The organism is Streptomyces sp. NBC_00080, from assembly GCF_045041255.1.
GTDB lineage: Bacteria > Actinomycetota > Actinomycetes > Streptomycetales > Streptomycetaceae > Streptomyces > Streptomyces coriariae.
This window is the reverse complement of sequence record NZ_CP108235.1, coordinates 7,450,803-7,466,973: the sequence shown is the minus strand read 5'-3', so window position 1 is coordinate 7,466,973 and position 16,171 is coordinate 7,450,803. Positions and strand designations below refer to the sequence as shown.

Sequence of the window (16,171 nt, the reverse complement as noted above, 5' to 3'; positions counted from 1 at the left end):
ACGCGGGGTACTGGACCGTGGCCCCCGCGGGACGCCCTCTCACTCGTCGAGGTCCGGCAGCCTGGCCGGAGCCGGGCTGATGCGCTCGCCGTGCTGGTCGAAGACGAAGAGATGGGCGATGTCGACGAGGAGCGGGACCTGCATCCCGTGCCGGAGGTCGAAGTCGGGGGTGGTGCGCACGACGAGGTCGCCGAGGGGACGGGCCTCCGGGGACGCGAGCGGCCCCTCCTGCGCCGACGGCTCGTCCAGTACGTCGACCGCGCCGGTCCGCAGGCCGCCGGCGCCCTTGCGCAGCCGGCCCAGGACCCCGCCCTCGCGGCGGCGCCGCCGGGGCGGCCGCCGACCGGGACGGGGCGCCTCCAGCTCCGGCACGACCGCGAGCCGGGAGCCGGTGTTGAAGTGGACGAGCACCTCGTGACCCTGGAACTCCACGTGCTCCACCAGGCCGGTGATGTGGGTCTCGCCGGGCCGGGCGTCGGCGGGCGTGGCGATACGGACCGCCTCAGAACGCAGCCCGACGATCACCTCCCGGCCCTGCTGCACGCGCAGCAGCTTGTGGTCCAGGGAGTGGGGCTCGGGCAGCCGCAGCGCCTGCTTGCCCAGGTTGATCGTCATGGCTCCGTCGAGCGGGGCGCGGACCAGACCGCGCAGCAGGTTGATGCGCGGGGTGCCGATGAACGCGGCGACGAAGACGTTGCGCGGCAGGGCGTAGACGGACCGCGGAGTGCCCACCTGCTGGAGGACTCCGCCACGCAGCACGGCGACCCGGTCGCCGAGCGACATGGCCTCGGACTGGTCGTGCGTGACGTAGACCGTGGTGACGCCCAGATGCCGGGTCAGCTTGGATATCTCGGCCCGCAGATGGTTGCGGAGCTTGGCGTCGAGGTTGGACAGCGGCTCGTCCATCAGGAAGGCGGAGGGGTGCCGGGCGATGGCCCGACCCATGGCGACGCGCTGGCGTTCGCCGCCGGAGAGCTGGCCGGGGAAGCGGTCGAGCAGGTCCTCGATGCCGAGCATCCGGGCGGTGGCGTCCACGCGGGGGCCCGGGTCGGCGCCGGGGGCCTCGATGCGCAGCGGGAAACCGATGTTGTCGCGGCCGGTCATGTTCGGGTAGAGCGCGAAGTTCTGGAAGACCATCGCGATGTCCCGCTCCGAGGGCGCCAGGTCGTTGGCGTACTCGCCGTCGAGCCGTAACTCGCCCTCGGTGATGTGCTCCAGGCCGGCGATCATGCGGAGCACGGTGGACTTGCCGCAGCCGGAGGGGCCGAGCAGGACCAGGAACTCACCGGGCGCGATGTCCAGCGACAGCCGGTCCACGACCCGGACGCCTCGGGTGTGGACCTTGCTGACGTCGTGCAACGAGATGGCGCGTGTCATGAGAAGTGTCCCCGGGGACTCGTGTGCCGGGCCGGCCCGGCCGGTGCTCCGTTGTCCGACCTGCCCCGTGCGGGTCGAACGGGGCTTGTGAGTCACGGAAGTTAACGGACTGTGCGCACCGGGGGGAAGAGACATGCCCGGATCGGACTCACCCGTCCGACTGGTGAGAAACCGGACTGTCCGGTTCAGCGGGTGTCGGCCCCGCGGCCGGGGACCCCGGCGCGGCCACGGCCGGGATCAGCGGGTCGCCGTCAGATGGGCGAAGACGACGACGTTGCTGGTGTATCCGGTCGCATGCCGGAAGAGGCCCCCGCAGGTGAGAATGCGCAGCTCGGGGCGGCGGGTCGGGCCGTACACCTCCTTGTCGGGGAAGGTGGCCTTGTCGAAGACGCGCACCCGGTCCACGGTGTAGACGGCCGTACGGCCGTCGGCGCGCCGGGCCTCGATCCGGGCACCCCGGGCCACGCGCGCGAGGCCCGCGAAAACCGCCGGGCCGGTCTTGGTGTCGCGGTGGCCCACGGCGATGGCGGTGCCCCGCTCCCCGGGTGTGGGGCCGCCCGCGTACCAGCCCACCAGCTTCGGCCGGTCGAGCGGGGGTGTCCCGAGGTGCCGGTCCGGGCCGAGCCGGAGCGGGACGATCGGCGCGTCGATGCCCAGCGAGGGCACGCGCAGGGTGGTCGCCGGGGACCGGGGCAGCGGGCGGGGCGGGGGTCCCGGGCTCTTCGACGCCCCCTTACCCGCCGTCCGGCCCTCGTCGGCGTCGCCCCCGGGGGCCGGGGCGGCCTGCGCCCCGCCGGACGCCACCTCCCCGGCCCTGGCCGCCGTGGCCGGGCCGTCGTGCCCCCCGCACCGGACTCCGACCGTCACCAGGACGACCGCGAGCACGGCCGTCCTGGTGAGGCGGTAGGCGCGGGTCCGGTGCCAGGGCCTGCGTACGCGCCTACGCGGCACCATGGGTGCGCCGACGGATCAGGCGGAAGTAGGCGACCCCACCGACGGCCACCAGTCCGACGGCCGCGGCTCCGGCCAGCGGGGTGAAGGCCTGCGTGGTGTCGGCGAGACCGCCGCCGCCCGCGTGCACGCCGCCCTCCGGGCCGCCCTTCTCGCCGCTCCAGGCGGAGCCGCCCTGCGTTCCGCCTTCCCGTCCGCCGGCGCCCTGCGAGGTGCCGTTCTGCGTGGTGCCGTTCTGGCCACCGCCGTTCTGACCGCCGCCGTTCTGACCGCCGCCGTTCTGGCCGCCACCGGCCTGGCCGTCGGGACCGCCGACTTCGCGGCCGTCGTCCGTGATCGGCCGGTTCGGGCTGCCGTTCCCCTCGCGCTGACCCTCAGGGCAGTTGATCTTGAAGACCTTCACCTTGGGCGAGGGCACCGGGACATCGCCGGGGATGGTCCACTCGAGCGTGTACGACCCCTCGGCCAGCCCCAGGGTGTCGGTGTGCCCGGCACCCTGGGTCAGGGTGATGGTGCCGGTGACGGTGGCGGTGTCGGGGGCCGGGGGCCGCGCCTTGATGGTGTACCCGACGGAGGGCAGCTCGCCGAAGTTGGCGGCGTCGAGGTAGAAGCGGCAGGCCACGGGGTCGTCCTTGGAGACGCCCGGGGGGACATGCTCGCGGTGGATCCTGATGTCACCGGCTTCCCCGACGGCCACGGCGGACGGTGCCGAGAGGCAGGTGAACCCCGCCGCGGCGAGCACCGTGAGGGCCGTGACGCCGAGGCGGGAGCCGAGGGCGGACGGGAGCGTCGAGCTGGACATGCGCATTCCTCCGAGTCAGGACGATTTTCATACAAATCGCTCTTGCACCTGACTCTCTTTCACATCGGCGCCCACGACTGTGGGAGCGCCGCCCGACGCGCCGTCAGACATCGCTCGACCGGCGCAATCCCGATCCGGACCGGCGCCGCCGGGGCACGGCCGCCTCCACCTGCCCGTCCCCGCGCGACCGCGCCGCCACCCCCGACGACACCAGCAGCAGCACGCCCAGCATCACGAACGGCGCGGCCACCCCCGCGACCCCGGCCACCAGCCCCGCGGCGGCGGGCGCGGCGACCTGGCCCAGGCGGTTGCCGGTGAGGCGCAGCGCGAGCGCGGTGGAACGGGCGCCGTCGGGCGCCGCCTGGACGACGGTCGTCATGGACAGCGGCTGCCCGACGCCGAGGCAGAAGCCGAGCAACGCGAGGATCACGCCCAGTCCCCAGACCGGCACCGGCAGCGCGATCCCGGCGCACAGCAGGGCCGCCAGCAGACAGGTCACGGTGAGCAGCAGGGTCCGGCCGAGCAGCCGCAACAGGGGGGTGAGGACGAGCCGGCAGGCGATGGAGGCCGCCGCGCGGACGCTGAGCAGGACGCCGATGACGGACGGCGCGATCCCCCGGTGTTCGCCGACCACCGGCAGATAGGCGGTGAGGATGTCGGTCGCGGACAGCACGGACAGGCTGATGAGGATGCCGGCGGGGACGCCCCGGGCGTTCAGGATGCGGCCGACGGGGACGCGTTCACCCTGCTCCGTACGGGACTTGGGCGTCGTGTCGCGGTGCTCGATGCGCCACAGCGAGGTGAACGCGACCGCGCAGCCGGCGCCCGCGACCAGCAGGGCGAGTGCGCTGCTGTCCGTCATGTCGCCACCGCCGATCAGCGCTCCGGCCGCGATCGGGCCGGCCAGCTGGCCGAGGGAGGCGCCGATCGTGAAGTGGCCGAAGTTGCGGTCCTGTTCGTGCGGCGCGGACTGGCGGGCGACGAGCGACTGGGAGCCGATGACGAAGCAGAGATGACCGAGGCCCATCACCCCGCTCCACAGGGCCATCGTCCAGAGGGAGCCGGCGACTCCGCTCAGCACACAGCCGCCGGATATGAGGACCACTCCGACCGGCAGCAGCGGCGCGCAGCGGCCGTGGTCGGTGCGACGGCCCAGCGGTACGGCGGCGAAGAGCGGCAGCAGCGCGTACACACCCGCGATGACGCCGATCGCCCGCTCGTCCGCGCCCAGCGCGAGGGCCCGGTAGGAGACGGCGGGCCGGGCCATCGACACCGCCCCCTGCGCGAAGCCGAAGGCGATGACGAGACGGAGCAGCCAGCCGCGGTTCCTGCCGGGCCTCACAAGTTCCTCCATGGTCGGCTCAGATGATCCCGAACAGGATGCCCGCGCCGAGGATCGCCAGACAGGTCAGGGCGGCCCACTTGACCACGAACCGCGTGTGGTCGCCGAACTCGACCTTCGCCATGCCGACGAGGACGTAGACGGCCGGGACGAGCGGGCTCGACATGTGCAGGGGCTGGCCGACGAGCGAGGCGCGGGCCATCTCCAGCGGCGAGACGCCGTGCGCCGCGCCGGCCTCGGCGAGGACCGGCAGGACGCCGAAGTAGAAGCCGTCGTTCGACATGAAGTAGGTGAGCGGCAGGCTCAGGACGCCGGTGACGAGGGCCATGTGCGGACCCATGCCCGCGGGGATGACGTCCACCATCCAGGTGGCCATGTGGTCGACCATGCCGGTGCCCTGGAGGACGCCGGTGAAGACGGCGGCGGCGAAGACCATGCCGGAGACGTTGAGGACGTTGTCGGCGTGGGCGGCGAGGCGGGCCTTCTGGTCCGGGATGTGCGGGAAGTTGACGCTGAGGGCGAGCGCGGCGCCGAGCAGGAACAGCACCGGGATCGGCAGCCACTCCATGATCATGGAGGTGAGCAGCGTGACCGTGAGCAGCGCGTTGAACCAGTACAGCTTGGGGCGCAGGGTGGCCCGGTGCGGGTCGAGGCCCTGGAAGTCGTCGTCCTCGTCGTCCTCGTCGTCCTGCGCGGCAGCGGCGGCCGCGTCGGTTCCGGCGCCGGAACCGGATCCGGAACCGCCCTTGCGGACAGGGGTCTTGCCGTCACCGGAGCCGCCGGCGCCCACCAGGACCGTCTCGGTCTGCTTCTCCTCGACCAGCACCTCGTCCAGCGTCAGCGTGCCGAGCCGGGCGCGCTCACGGCGGCCGAGGACGTAGGAGAGGGCGATGACGAAGAGCAGGCCCACGGCCAGGGCCGGGATCATCGGCACGAAGATGTCGCTGGCGTCGAGCTTCAGCGCGGTGGCGGCGCGGGCGGTCGGGCCGCCCCAGGGCAGCGTGTTCATCACGCCGTTGGCCATCGCCGCGACACCGGTCATCACGACCAGGCTCATCTTCAGGCGCTTGTACAGCGGATACATCGCCGAAACGGTGATCATGAACGTGGTGGAGCCGTCGCCGTCCAGGGAGACGATCGCGGCGAGCAGCGCCGTACCGACGACGATGCGGAGCGGGTCGGCCTTGCAGAACTTCAGGATGCCCCGAACGATCGGGTCGAAGAGGCCGACGTCGATCATCACACCGAAGTAGACGATCGCGAACATGAGCATCGCCGCCGTGGGGGCGAGGCTGGTGACGCCGTCGATGACGTAGTCACCGAGCTTGGCGCCCTTCCCGACGAAGACGCAGAACAGTGCCGGGATCAACACGAGCGCCGCGATCGGCGACATCTTCTTCAGCATGATCAGGACCAGGAAGGTCGCGATCATGGCGAAGCCGAGGATGGTCAACATGAGTGGATACCTAACGTTCGCCCTTGAACATCCCACCTGGGGGTCGGCGGTGGGTTGACGTTAGGTCCGTTCAAACGGTGTTAACAAGACGTTGACGTGCGAGCAATAAGCGCAAAACTCCAGGTCACAGCTTTGCTCAGCTCAGGAGGCCGTCACGGGGGCAAGTTCCACCGGTACTCCGTTGAGAACGGCGTTGCCCGACAGCGGGTCCAGCAGGCTGCCGTCGAGGAGCTGGTTGACGTTGACGCCGGGGTCGGTGGCGGCATGGCTGAGACGGGTGCCGGGGCGGTCGTGGCCCCAGCCGTGCGGCAGGCTGACCACGCCCCGGCGCACGCCGTCGGTGACCTCGGCCGGTGCGGTCACCTCTCCCCCGGCGCCCTTCACCCGTACCGGCGCGCCGTCCCGCACGCCGAGCCGTTCGGCGTCCTCGGGGTGGATGTGCAGGGTGCAGCGGTTGGTGCCGCCGGTGAGCGCGGGGACGTTGTGCATCCAGCTGTTGTTGGACCGCAGATGGCGCCGCCCGACCAGAACGAGTTCGTCGGGCCGTCGCTTCAGCCCCTCCCGCAGCCGCGGGAGATCGTCGACGATCGGCTGCGGCAGCAGTTCGATCCGTCCGCTGAGCGTCTTCAGCGGCTGGGGCAGGCGGGGGCGCAGCGGCCCGAGGTCGATGCCGTGCGGGTGGGCGAGCAGCCGGGCGAGGCCGAGTCCGTCCGGGCGGGTGCCGAAGCCGTCGCCGTAGGGGCCGAGGCGCAGCATCATGTCGAGCCGTCGCTCGGGACCGGTCTCGCCGGTGAGCTGTGCCGCGAGCTCGTGCGGGTCGCGGCCGTGCACGGGCGAGTGCGGCTCCTTCACCGCCTTGCCGAGGGTCTGGCCGATGACCAGGTCGTCCACGGCGGACGGATCGGCGCCGTGCATGCCGGTGGCGGCCAGGGTCAGCCGGGCGAGGATCTCGGTCTCGGCCATCCGGCCGGGCTCGAGCGGGACGGCGGGCCGGCTGTAGCGGACCTGGTTGCGCACGGCGAGGGTGTTGAAGGCGAAGTCGTGGTGCGGGCTCTGCGAGGGCGGCGGCGGGGGCAGCACCACGTCGGCGTGGCGGGAGGTCTCGTTCAGGTAGGGGTCGACGCTGACCATGAAGTCGAGGGAGTCGAGCGCCTTGTCGAGCCGGTCGCCGTCCGGGGCGGACAGGACGGGGTTGGCGGCCACGGCGACGAGCGCGCGGATCGGCTCGCCCTGCTCCGTGGCGGTGTCGATCTCCTCGGCGAGCGCCGACAGCGGCAGCTCGCCCTTGGCCTCCGGGTGCCGGCTCACCCGGGAGTGCCAGCGCGCGAGTTGGAAGCCGTGGCCGGGGCCGGCCGGCCGGGGTGTGCGGTCGGTGGCGGCCTGCGGGAAGAGGGCGCCGCCGGGCCGGTCCAGGTTGCCGGTGAGGATGTTGAGGATGTCGACGAGCCAGCTGGCGAGGGTGCCGTAGGGGACCGTGCAGCTGCCGATGCGGCCGTAGACGGCGGCGGTGGGCGCGGCGGCGAGTTCGCGGGCCAGGGTGCGGATGAGCGAGGCGTCCACGTCACAGGCGGCGCTCACCGCTTCGGGGGTGAAGTCCTTTACCGCTTGGGCCAGTTCCTCGAGGCCGTCGAGGTGCGGGGCCGACTCGCCGGGATCCACCAGGAGTTCCTCGTAGAGCACCTGGGCCATCGCGGCGAGGAGCAGCGCGTCCGTGCCCGGCCGGATCGGGATGTGCCGGTCGGCGAGCTTCGCGGTGCGGGTGCGGCGCGGGTCGATGACGGTGAGGGTGCCGCCGCGGGCCTTGAGCGCCTTGAGTTTGCCGGGGAAGTCGGCGGCGGTGCACAGACTCCCGTTGGACTCCAGCGGGTTGGCGCCGATGAGCAGGAGATGGTCGGTGTGGTCCAGGTCCGGCACCGGGATCGCGTTGGCGTCGCCGTACAGCAGGCCGCTGGAGACGTGCTTGGGCATCTGGTCGACCGTGGAGGCGGTGAAGAGGCTGCGGGTACCGAGGCCGGCGATGAGCACGGTCGGGTAGAGCGCGCCGGCCATGGTGTGCACGTTGGGGTTGCCGAGGACGACTCCGACGGAGTTCGCCCCGTACCGCTCGACGACCGGCCGGATCCCGGCGGCCACGGCGTCGAAGGCCTCCTCCCAGGTGGCTTCGCGCAGCTCGCCGTCCCGGCGCACCAGGGGCGTCCGCAGCCGGTCGGGGTCGCCGTCGACGGCACCGAAGGAGGCGCCCTTGGGGCAGATGAAGCCCTTGCTAAAGACGTCCTCCCGGTCGCCGCGGGCGCCGGTGACCTCCGTCCCCTCGATGGTGAGCGTCAGCCCGCAGGTGGCCTCGCACAACGGGCAGATTCGCAGGGCGGTGCGGGACACGGGTCCTCCTGAAGCGTGGCGGCAGCGATGACGCACGGACTGCCACCGAGCATACCGACCGGTATGAACGGAGGGGAGGGGTCTCGGGGTGACGGCGCGAACTCGCGAGCGGCTCGTTCCGGCACCCGTGCCGGACGGCTCAGTCCAGGGTCCTCGCCAGATACGCCCGCAGCAGCTCCCGCGTCTCGTCGATCACCTTCGGGTCGCCCTCCGGATGCACCCGGAAGGCCAGCTGGACGAGGGTGTCGGCGGTCTCCACGGCGATCAGGAAGGTGCGGCGCAGGTCGTCGTCGGGCTCGCGGACGAGATAGTCGGAGAGCAGGTCGGTGAGGCGGTCGGCGACCCGGTGGTTGGGTTCCGCGTGCCGGGCGCCGACCGGGATCTGGTTGCCGAAGTCGACGAGGGAGAACCCGGGAGCGGTGTGCTTCATGGCCAGGTACTCGTCGAGCACGGCGTCCATGGCGGCCCGCCAGTCGCCCCGGCGCGCGCCCTTCAGCCGCTCGGTGACGCGCTCGGAGTAGCGCTCGAGGTTGCGCTGCGCCAGCGCGTCGGCCATCTGCCGCTTGTTGCCGAAGAAGCGGTAGACGGAGCCGATGGGGACGCCGGCACGCTCGGCGACGGCCCGGGTACTCAGGCCGTCGTAGCCGACCTCGTCCAGCAGGTCGGCGCAGGCGTCGAGGATTCTGGTCAGCCGTTCGGCGCTGCGCCGCTGCACGGGCGCACGACGGAGCGATGTCGCTTGGGGCACGGAGCTCATGATGCCTTTCCGTCGCGGCGGGGTGAACCTCACCCCTCGGTACGGAGAAAGATGCCTGATGCACTCAACGAGGGCCCGCCGGGGGCGGACGCTCAGGGCGAGGGCTCCGACGCCGTGATGTACGCCGTGCTCTCCACCGGCTTGCCGTCCACCGCCCACACCGTGCCGTCGTCCGCGCACAGCCGGGCGGTGACCTGGTGGGTGCCGTGCGGCAGGTAGCCGGCCGGGATGCGGTAGGACGGGGTGCGCAGGTCGGCGACCGGCTGGTCGTCCACGTAGAGCCGGGCGGCGCCGCGGCCGTGGGCCACCCCCGCCTTCGCCGCGGTGGGCGTGAACCGGAAGTTCTCCACCTTCAGGCGGACGTCCCAGCTCCCGTCGGCCTCGGGCTCCACCTCGACACCGACCTCGGGTGCCCCCTTCTTCTCCACCTCGCGGTAGTGCCGCCCTTCGTCGTCCGTGTCCTTCAGGACCTTGCCCACCGGCGAGGGGGAGACCGACGCCGCGGTCGACGCGTCCCCCCGCTCATGGGCGTCACTGGTGCCGCAGCCCGCGGATCCGGCCAGCAGCAGGACACAGACCGCGGGCACGGCGAGGCTTCCGCGCGTCCACGACATGCGGGGGAGCGTAGAACAACGGACCGACACGCGGATCCCCCTGGAGTCTGGTTCCGGCCGTCTTGATCGTCCTCCAGGAGGAGGACCGGCGCACCTCTTGCGCCGGGGAAATCGCAATCCTACGGTGATGCATAGGAATCAGCAGGCGCACCCGCGGGGCGCCGGAGGGAGCGATCATGAGCAGCGGGGACGCACGCAAGACGGCCGAGGGCCTGACCTATCTCTCCGGGTTCGGCAACGAGCACGCCTCCGAGGCCGTGCCGGGGGCCCTGCCCGACGGCCGGAACTCGCCGCAGCGCGCGCCTCTCGGCCTGTACGCGGAACAGCTGAGCGGTACGGCGTTCACCGAGCCGCGCGCCCACAACCGTCGCTCGTGGCTCTACCGGATCCGCCCGTCGGCCGCGCATCCGGCGTTCACCCGGGTCGACGACGGCGCGCTGCGCACCGGCCCCTTCACCGAGACCGTCCCCGATCCGAACCGGCTGCGCTGGGACCCCCTGCCCGAGCCCCCGGTCGGCACGGACCTGCTCGCCGGCCTGTGGACCCTCGGCGGCAACGGCGACGTCACCCAGCGCACCGGCATGGCCGTGCACCTGTACCACGCGAACGCCTCCATGGAACGCGTGTTCAGCGACGCCGACGGCGAGCTGCTGATCGTCCCCGAGCAGGGCGGACTGCTGCTGCGCACGGAGTTCGGGCAACTGCACGCCGAGCCCGGCGAGGTGGCGCTGATCCCGCGCGGGGTCCGCTTCCGCGTCGACCTGCTGGACGCCTCCGCCCGCGGCTACGTCTGCGAGAACTACGGCGCTCCCTTCCGCCTCCCCGACCTGGGCCCGATCGGCGCCAACGGCCTCGCCAACCCCCGTGACTTCCGCGCGCCCGTCGCCGCGTACGAGGACGTCGAGGGCCCGGTGGAGGTGGTCAACAAGTACTGCGGCCACCTCTGGAGCGCGACGTACGACCACTCCCCGCTCGACGTGGTCGCCTGGCACGGCAACCACGTGCCGTACGTCTACGACCTGCGCCGCTTCAACGTCATCGGGACCATCTCCTACGACCACCCGGACCCGTCGATCTTCACGGTGCTGACCGCCCCGTCCGACACCCCCGGTCTGGCCGGCGTCGACTTCGTGGTCTTCGCCCCGCGCTGGCTGGTCGGCGAGGACACCTTCCGGCCGCCGTACTTCCACCGGAACGTGATGAGCGAGTACATGGGCCTGATCGAGGGCGCGTACGACGCCAAGACGGCCGGAAAGGGCGGCTTCGTGCCGGGCGGCGGTTCGCTGCACAACATGATGTCGGCGCACGGCCCGGACCGGGAGACGTTCGACCGGGCGAGCGCCGCCGAGCTGGGGCCGCAGAAGATCGACGACGGGCTGGCGTTCATGTTCGAGACCCGCTGGCCGATCGCCCTCACCCCGCACGCGACCCGGGCGGACCACCTCCAGCAGCGCTACGACGACGTCTGGCAGGGCCTCGAACGCCACTTCCGTCCCTCCGACGGAACATTGCACTGAACGATGCCGACCGGTACGGATAGCCCGTGACCTCCTTCGCGCCGGACTCGATCGTCCTCACCCGAAAGCTGCCGCTCTGGTACCAGGTGTCGCAGTCGCTGCGCGCCTCGATACTCGGCCGCTCGCCGCAGGACCCGCTCCGACTGCCCACCGAGGAGCAGTTGGCGGGTCACTACGGGGTGAGCGTGCTGACCATGCGGCAGGCGCTGAAGGAGCTGGAGGACGAGGGGCTGATCAGCCGGCACCGCCGGCGGGGCACGTTCATCGAGCCGAGCGCCCGACGGGGCGCTCCGGTCCGGCTCCTCGGCTCGGTCGACGCGATCGTGGCCCAGCAGTCCGCGATGACGACGGAACTCCTCGACCACGGCCGTACGTCCGTCCCCGCCGAGGTCGCCGAGCACTTCCCGGACCTGGCCGAGGTGACGACCTACCACCGGCTGCGGAGCGACGAGAACACGGGTGAGCCGACCAACCACGCCCGCAACTACGTCCGTCCCGAGATCGCCGCCCGGATCGACCCCGAGGACCTGGTCCGCCGGCCCATGACGAAGGTGCTGCGGGACCTCACGGGCGTGGACATCAGCCGGATCACGGACACGGTCGAGGCCCGGCTGGCTGACCCGGAGACCGCCCAGCTGCTGCGGGTCCCGCTGCTCAGCCCGATCCTGCACTACACGGGCGTCATCTACGACACCGGCGGACAGGTCCTCGACGTGGCCGTCATCCACTACCGGGGCGACCGTTTCTCCTTCACGGTCTCCCTCGACGCGACGTGACCGGCCGCGGGCGACCCGTCGTACGATGCCCAGCGTGACGCCCGACGACGCTCCGCCGCTGGCGGACCTCATGCCGTGGTCCGTCGCACCGCCGCGGCTCGGCCGGGGGTGGCCGACGGACCCCGACCCGGCTTCCCTGAAAGCCCGCTGGGACGCCCTGGTGAAGACCGAGGGCCCGGGCCGCGAGGCCCTGTTCGAGCCGACCCGCTCCCGCACCCTGCACACGGCGGTCGGGCAGCTGCCCGGGCACCTCGGCGGCACCGAGAGGCTCGTCCGCGCCTCGGGCCCCTGCCCCGAGCCGGTGCGGGTGCTGACCGGGCCCTTCGACGAGCACTGGCTCATCCCCGACCACCGGCTGATCGACGCGGCCCGCCCGGAGCTGTGGCGGGTGGCGGACGAGCACCAGGTCTTCGTGGTGGAGACGCCGTCCCCGCCGGGCCCGCCGCTGCTCGCGACCGCCCTGATCCCGCTGGCGCGCCCCGGGCGGATCCGCCCGCTGTACCGGCGCCCCGGCGGCGTGGAACCCAACCTGGCGCCGGGCCTGTTGGAGCACCTCGGCCACTCCCCCGATCCGGTGGACTTCCTGGCCTGGACCCTGACCGCCGTCCGCCCCGATCTCACGGTCCCGCTCACCCGTGACCCCGGGCTCTGGGCCCGGGGTGTGGAACTGGGCCGTCGCGCCCTGTGGCTGCTCCGCCGCGACGGCGACCGCCCCCGGCTCCCGGGCGGCCGCCGCCCCTACGTCCGCGCCCCGCTGCCCAGCCAGCCCCTGACGCTGCACTACGACCGCGACGAGGAGACCCTGCACCTCGACGGCGGCCGTGTCTCCCCGGTCCCGCCCGCGGCCTGGGACTTCGCGGCGGGCGGGGTCCGCGTCCTGGAGCAGTGGTTCGCGGCCCGGACGGCGGAGCCCGCACCGGGCACCCTGGCCGCGATCCGCCCGACGGCCTGGCCGCAGGCCTGGACCTCCGAACTCCTCGAACTGATCACGGTGTTGGCGCTGTTCGCGGAGGCGCGCGCCCAGCAGGAGGAGTTGACGGTGCCGGACACGGTCACCGCGAAGGAGCTGCGCGCGGCGGGTGTCCTGCCGGTGCCGGACCAGGTCCGGCACCCGGCGACGGTCCTCGACCACCACGAGGAGGGCCCGGAGGGCCAGTTCGCCCTGATCTAGCATCCACCCCATGGAACAGAGCCCCCCGCCGCTGCCGCCGCCCCTGGAGGGCCTGACCGTCGTCGCCGTCGAGCAGGCGGTCGCGGCCCCGTTCGCCACCCGCCAGCTCGCCGATCTCGGCGCCCGGGTGATCAAGGTCGAGCGGATCGACGGCGGTGACTTCGCCCGCGGCTACGACACGGCCGCGGCCGGCCTCGCCTCGCACTTCGTGTGGTGCAACCGGGGCAAGGAGTCCATCGCGCTGGATCTCAAGGACCCACGCGGCCTGGACGTCGTACGGCGGCTGATCGCCGACGCGGACGTGTTCGTGCAGAACCTCGCGCAGGGGGCGGCGGCCCGGCTGGGTCTGGACGCGGCCACGCTGTGCGCGGCGCATCCGCGCCTGGTCGCCGTCGACATCTCGGGGTACGGCGCGAGCGGGCCGTACGCGGACAAGCGGGCGTACGACATGCTCGTGCAGTGCGAGGCGGGGCTGGTGTCGGTGACCGGGACGCCCGAGCAGCCGGTGAAGGCGGGGATCCCGGCGGCGGACATCGCCGCGGCCATGTACGCCTTCTCCGGCGTGCTGGCGGCGCTGGTGCGGCGCGGCACGACCGGGCGGGGCGGTCCGGTGGAGGTGTCGATGCTGGAGGCGCTCGCGGAGTGGATGGGGCATCCGCTGCACCACACGATGCACGGCGGCGCCGCCCCGGCCCGCACCGGCCTCGCGCACGCCGTGATCGCGCCCTACGACGCCTACCCCACCGCCGACGGCGGGCGGGTGCTGTTGTCCGTGCAGAACGACCGGGAGTGGCGACGGCTGGCCGAACAGGTCCTCGGCCGACCCGACGCGGGCACGGATCCCGCGTACGCGACGAACGCGGCCAGGGTGGCGAACCGGGAGCGTACGGACGCGCTGGTGACCGGGGCACTGGGCGCCCTGGACGCCGACGAGGCGCTCGCACGGCTGGAGGGCGCGGGCATCGCCTGCGCACGTCTGAGGGATCTGCACGAGCTGGCGGAGCATCCGCAGCTGGCGGCCCGTGAGCGGTGGCGGGAGGTGGGGACGCCGGTCGGACCGCTGCGGGCACTGCTGCCCCCGATCACGCTGCCGGGCGGGGCGGAGGCACGAATGGGAGACGTGCCCGCGCTCGGGGAACACACCGAAGCGCTGCTGCGTGCCGTGGGGATGACGGACGAGGAGATCGCAGCGCTGCGCCGGGACGGTGTGGCCGCCTGAGCGCGGGACTCAGTACGTGAGGACGCGCCGGCCGGTCAGTGCTTGTTGCCTCCGAACAGTGACCGCCGCAGTCGGCGCAGCGGCGCGAAGAGCGAGACACGGCTCACCCGTGCCCGCGTCGTCTTGGGGCCGTGGCCACGCGCGGGTTCACGCGCGGTCAGCTCCCGCATGAGCGAGGTCGCCTCGAGCGTCTCGCGCTGCGGTATGGCGGGGCCCGCCAGCACCGAGAGATGGCGGTCGAGGCGCGAACTGGTCGCACTGCTCCCGCAGGTGATCGCAGGGACCCTCGCCCTGCTGTGCATCGTTATCTGTTCCATGTCACTCCCCACCCGTACGAGTCCACCCGGCCCGGGCAGGGTAACCCTATCGCCCCGTCGAGGCACACGTGTATCGAGCTCACAGGATTCACCTTCCCCGTAAGGGGGTTGACGACGCCTCTCCGATCACTCTCCGAATCCAACCGATTTCAGGGTGAGTTGGACAACCGGCTGTGTAGTGGGCTGTGGTGATCCCCCGTCCGGCTCGACGGTCACAGCGAGTGATGTCGCGACCTTGTCGAGACCGGTGGCGACCAAGGGCGTGTCGCCGTCGAAGAGCCCGAGGGAGCGCGGTTGCGCGTCGGGGCGCATGAGCCACAGCTGATGCACCTGTCCGGTGGGCAGCTCGCCGTATCCGCTCAGGGTGACGATCGCCTCCCCCTCCCCGGCGGAGGCGATCACTCCGATACTGCGGCCCTGCGCGTCCTTCCCGGTGCTCGCCCGCGCGTCGGGAGCTGCGAGAACGTGGGCGATGTCACGCGCACGGTCGCGCTCGGCGTTCAGTTCGTCCTGGGCACGGCCCGCCTGCACGGCGAAGAGCGAGGCGACGACGAGGGCCGCCGCGGCGGTGGCCGTGGCGAACGGCACGAACAGCGGACGGCGCGCGCGGGGCGTACGGGAGCGTCCGGGCGGCGGCTGCGTGCCCCAGACGTGCGGCGGCAGTTGGGGCGCGCGCTCCCTCGCCGGCGCGCGAGAGGACTCCTGCGGCGTTCTCTGCACGGCCGCCAGCACCCGGCTGCGCATGTGGGCCGGTGGCTGCGCGGCCTGGGACCAGGCGAGCCGGACCGCGTCCTCGGCCAGCGCCCGCACCTCGGCGGAGCAGCGGTCGCAGCCCGTCAGATGCTTCTCGAAGCGGCGGCGTTCGTCGGGTTCGAGGGCGTCGAGCGCGTAGGGGGCGGCCAGCGAGTGCAGGTCCTCGCGGCGGAACAGGCCGAGCACACTCATGCGGCACCTCCCAGGCAGTCGCGCAGCCGCGTGAGTCCGTCACGCATCCGGGTCTTCACCGTGCCCAGCGGCAGCGACAGCCGGTCGGCCACTTCACGGTACGTGTAGCCGTCGTAGTAGGCGAGAGTGACGGACTGGCGCTGGAGCGCCGTCAGCCGGTCGAGGCAGCGGCGGACCAACTGGCGTTCCAGGCCCGCCTCGACCTCCTCGGCCACCTGGTCGAAGGCCGGGTCGTGATAGCGCGACGCCTCACGCTGCTCACGGTCCACGGCCGCACGGGCGCTGCGCACCCGGTCGACGGCGCGGCGGTGCGCGAGGGTGAGGATCCAGGAGAGGGCGCTGCCGCGGTTCGGATCGAACCGGCCGGCCGAGCGCCAGGCCTCCAGGAGCACCTCCTGGGCGACCTCCTCCGACTGCGCGGGATCCCTGACGACCCGGCGTACGAGCCCGAACACCGGCCCCGACACCAGTCCGTAGAGCTGTTCGAATGCGCGCTGGTCGCCCCCAGCCACGAGCACCAGTAGCTCGTCCGCCTCCATGCGGTCCCC

The 16,171-nt window shown here is 72.6% G+C and carries 15 protein-coding genes; 4 read left to right on the top strand and 11 right to left on the bottom strand.

From position 1 onward, the window contains the following. Positions 1–39: 39 nt before the first annotated feature. The 8 genes from OHU34_RS33305 to OHU34_RS33270 form a co-directional block, all read right to left on the bottom strand. Positions 40–1,377 carry an ABC transporter ATP-binding protein gene (locus OHU34_RS33305; RefSeq protein ID WP_405769834.1) on the bottom strand — a complete coding sequence of 446 codons (1,338 nt, stop codon included), beginning with the start codon at positions 1,375–1,377 and terminating at the stop codon, positions 40–42. A gap of 237 nt (positions 1,378–1,614) precedes the next feature. Then, the gene (locus tag OHU34_RS33300) at positions 1,615–2,331 is read right to left on the bottom strand and encodes a class F sortase (RefSeq protein ID WP_142269546.1); all 717 of its coding nucleotides are present in this window, start codon (positions 2,329–2,331) and stop codon (positions 1,615–1,617) included. Further along, positions 2,318–3,130, bottom strand: coding sequence for a hypothetical protein (locus tag OHU34_RS33295; protein WP_142269547.1), 813 nt, complete (start codon positions 3,128–3,130; stop codon positions 2,318–2,320). Before OHU34_RS33295 ends, OHU34_RS33300 begins: the two co-directional genes overlap by 14 nt. A 103-nt stretch (positions 3,131–3,233) precedes the next feature. After that, complete coding sequence (locus tag OHU34_RS33290; RefSeq protein ID WP_142269548.1) at positions 3,234–4,472, bottom strand: MFS transporter; 1,239 nt, start codon at positions 4,470–4,472, stop codon at positions 3,234–3,236. Positions 4,473–4,491: 19 nt separating this feature from the next. Next, entirely contained in the window at positions 4,492–5,928 is a 1,437-nt protein-coding gene (locus OHU34_RS33285; RefSeq protein ID WP_142269549.1) for a CitMHS family transporter, read from the bottom strand. A 141-nt stretch (positions 5,929–6,069) separates the two neighbouring features. Next, positions 6,070–8,307, bottom strand: coding sequence for a molybdopterin oxidoreductase family protein (locus tag OHU34_RS33280; RefSeq protein ID WP_142269550.1), 2,238 nt, complete (start codon positions 8,305–8,307; stop codon positions 6,070–6,072). Between the two features lie 139 nt (positions 8,308–8,446). Further along, positions 8,447–9,064, bottom strand: a complete 618-nt coding sequence (locus OHU34_RS33275) for a TetR family transcriptional regulator (RefSeq protein WP_405769828.1) — start codon at positions 9,062–9,064, stop codon at positions 8,447–8,449. A 92-nt stretch (positions 9,065–9,156) separates the two neighbouring features. Beyond that, positions 9,157–9,678, bottom strand: a complete 522-nt coding sequence (locus OHU34_RS33270; protein ID WP_230196353.1) for a hypothetical protein — start codon at positions 9,676–9,678, stop codon at positions 9,157–9,159. A 176-nt stretch (positions 9,679–9,854) separates the two neighbouring features. On the opposite strand from OHU34_RS33270, the gene hmgA reads away from it, so the two are divergent. Genes hmgA through OHU34_RS33250 form a run of 4 tightly spaced genes read left to right on the top strand, consistent with a single transcriptional unit; the run spans position 9,855 to position 14,361 of the window. Then, positions 9,855–11,195, top strand: coding sequence for a homogentisate 1,2-dioxygenase (gene hmgA, locus OHU34_RS33265; protein WP_142269552.1), 1,341 nt, complete (start codon positions 9,855–9,857; stop codon positions 11,193–11,195). 26 nt (positions 11,196–11,221) lie between these two features. Next, positions 11,222–11,971, top strand: coding sequence for a GntR family transcriptional regulator (locus tag OHU34_RS33260; protein ID WP_142269553.1), 750 nt, complete (start codon positions 11,222–11,224; stop codon positions 11,969–11,971). A gap of 25 nt (positions 11,972–11,996) precedes the next feature. Further along, on the top strand, positions 11,997–13,142 hold the full coding sequence (locus tag OHU34_RS33255; protein WP_405769823.1) for a type ISP restriction/modification enzyme: 1,146 nt from the start codon (positions 11,997–11,999) through the stop codon (positions 13,140–13,142). A gap of 10 nt (positions 13,143–13,152) precedes the next feature. Beyond that, complete coding sequence (locus tag OHU34_RS33250; protein WP_142269555.1) at positions 13,153–14,361, top strand: CaiB/BaiF CoA-transferase family protein; 1,209 nt, start codon at positions 13,153–13,155, stop codon at positions 14,359–14,361. 35 nt (positions 14,362–14,396) lie between these two features. On the opposite strand, the gene OHU34_RS33245 is transcribed toward OHU34_RS33250, so the two are convergent. The 3 genes from OHU34_RS33245 to OHU34_RS33235 all read right to left on the bottom strand — a co-directional run bounded on the left by OHU34_RS33245 (position 14,397) and on the right by OHU34_RS33235 (position 16,162). Then, positions 14,397–14,678 (bottom strand): hypothetical protein, encoded by a 282-nt coding sequence (locus tag OHU34_RS33245; RefSeq protein ID WP_142269556.1) that lies wholly within the window; start codon positions 14,676–14,678, stop codon positions 14,397–14,399. Between the two features lie 126 nt (positions 14,679–14,804). Continuing rightward, positions 14,805–15,623 (bottom strand): anti-sigma factor domain-containing protein, encoded by an 819-nt coding sequence (locus OHU34_RS33240; protein WP_405769820.1) that lies wholly within the window; start codon positions 15,621–15,623, stop codon positions 14,805–14,807. Next, positions 15,620–16,162 (bottom strand): sigma-70 family RNA polymerase sigma factor, encoded by a 543-nt coding sequence (locus OHU34_RS33235; RefSeq protein WP_054239311.1) that lies wholly within the window; start codon positions 16,160–16,162, stop codon positions 15,620–15,622. The genes OHU34_RS33240 and OHU34_RS33235 overlap by 4 nt, the downstream gene beginning before the upstream one ends. Positions 16,163–16,171 lie beyond the last annotated feature (9 nt).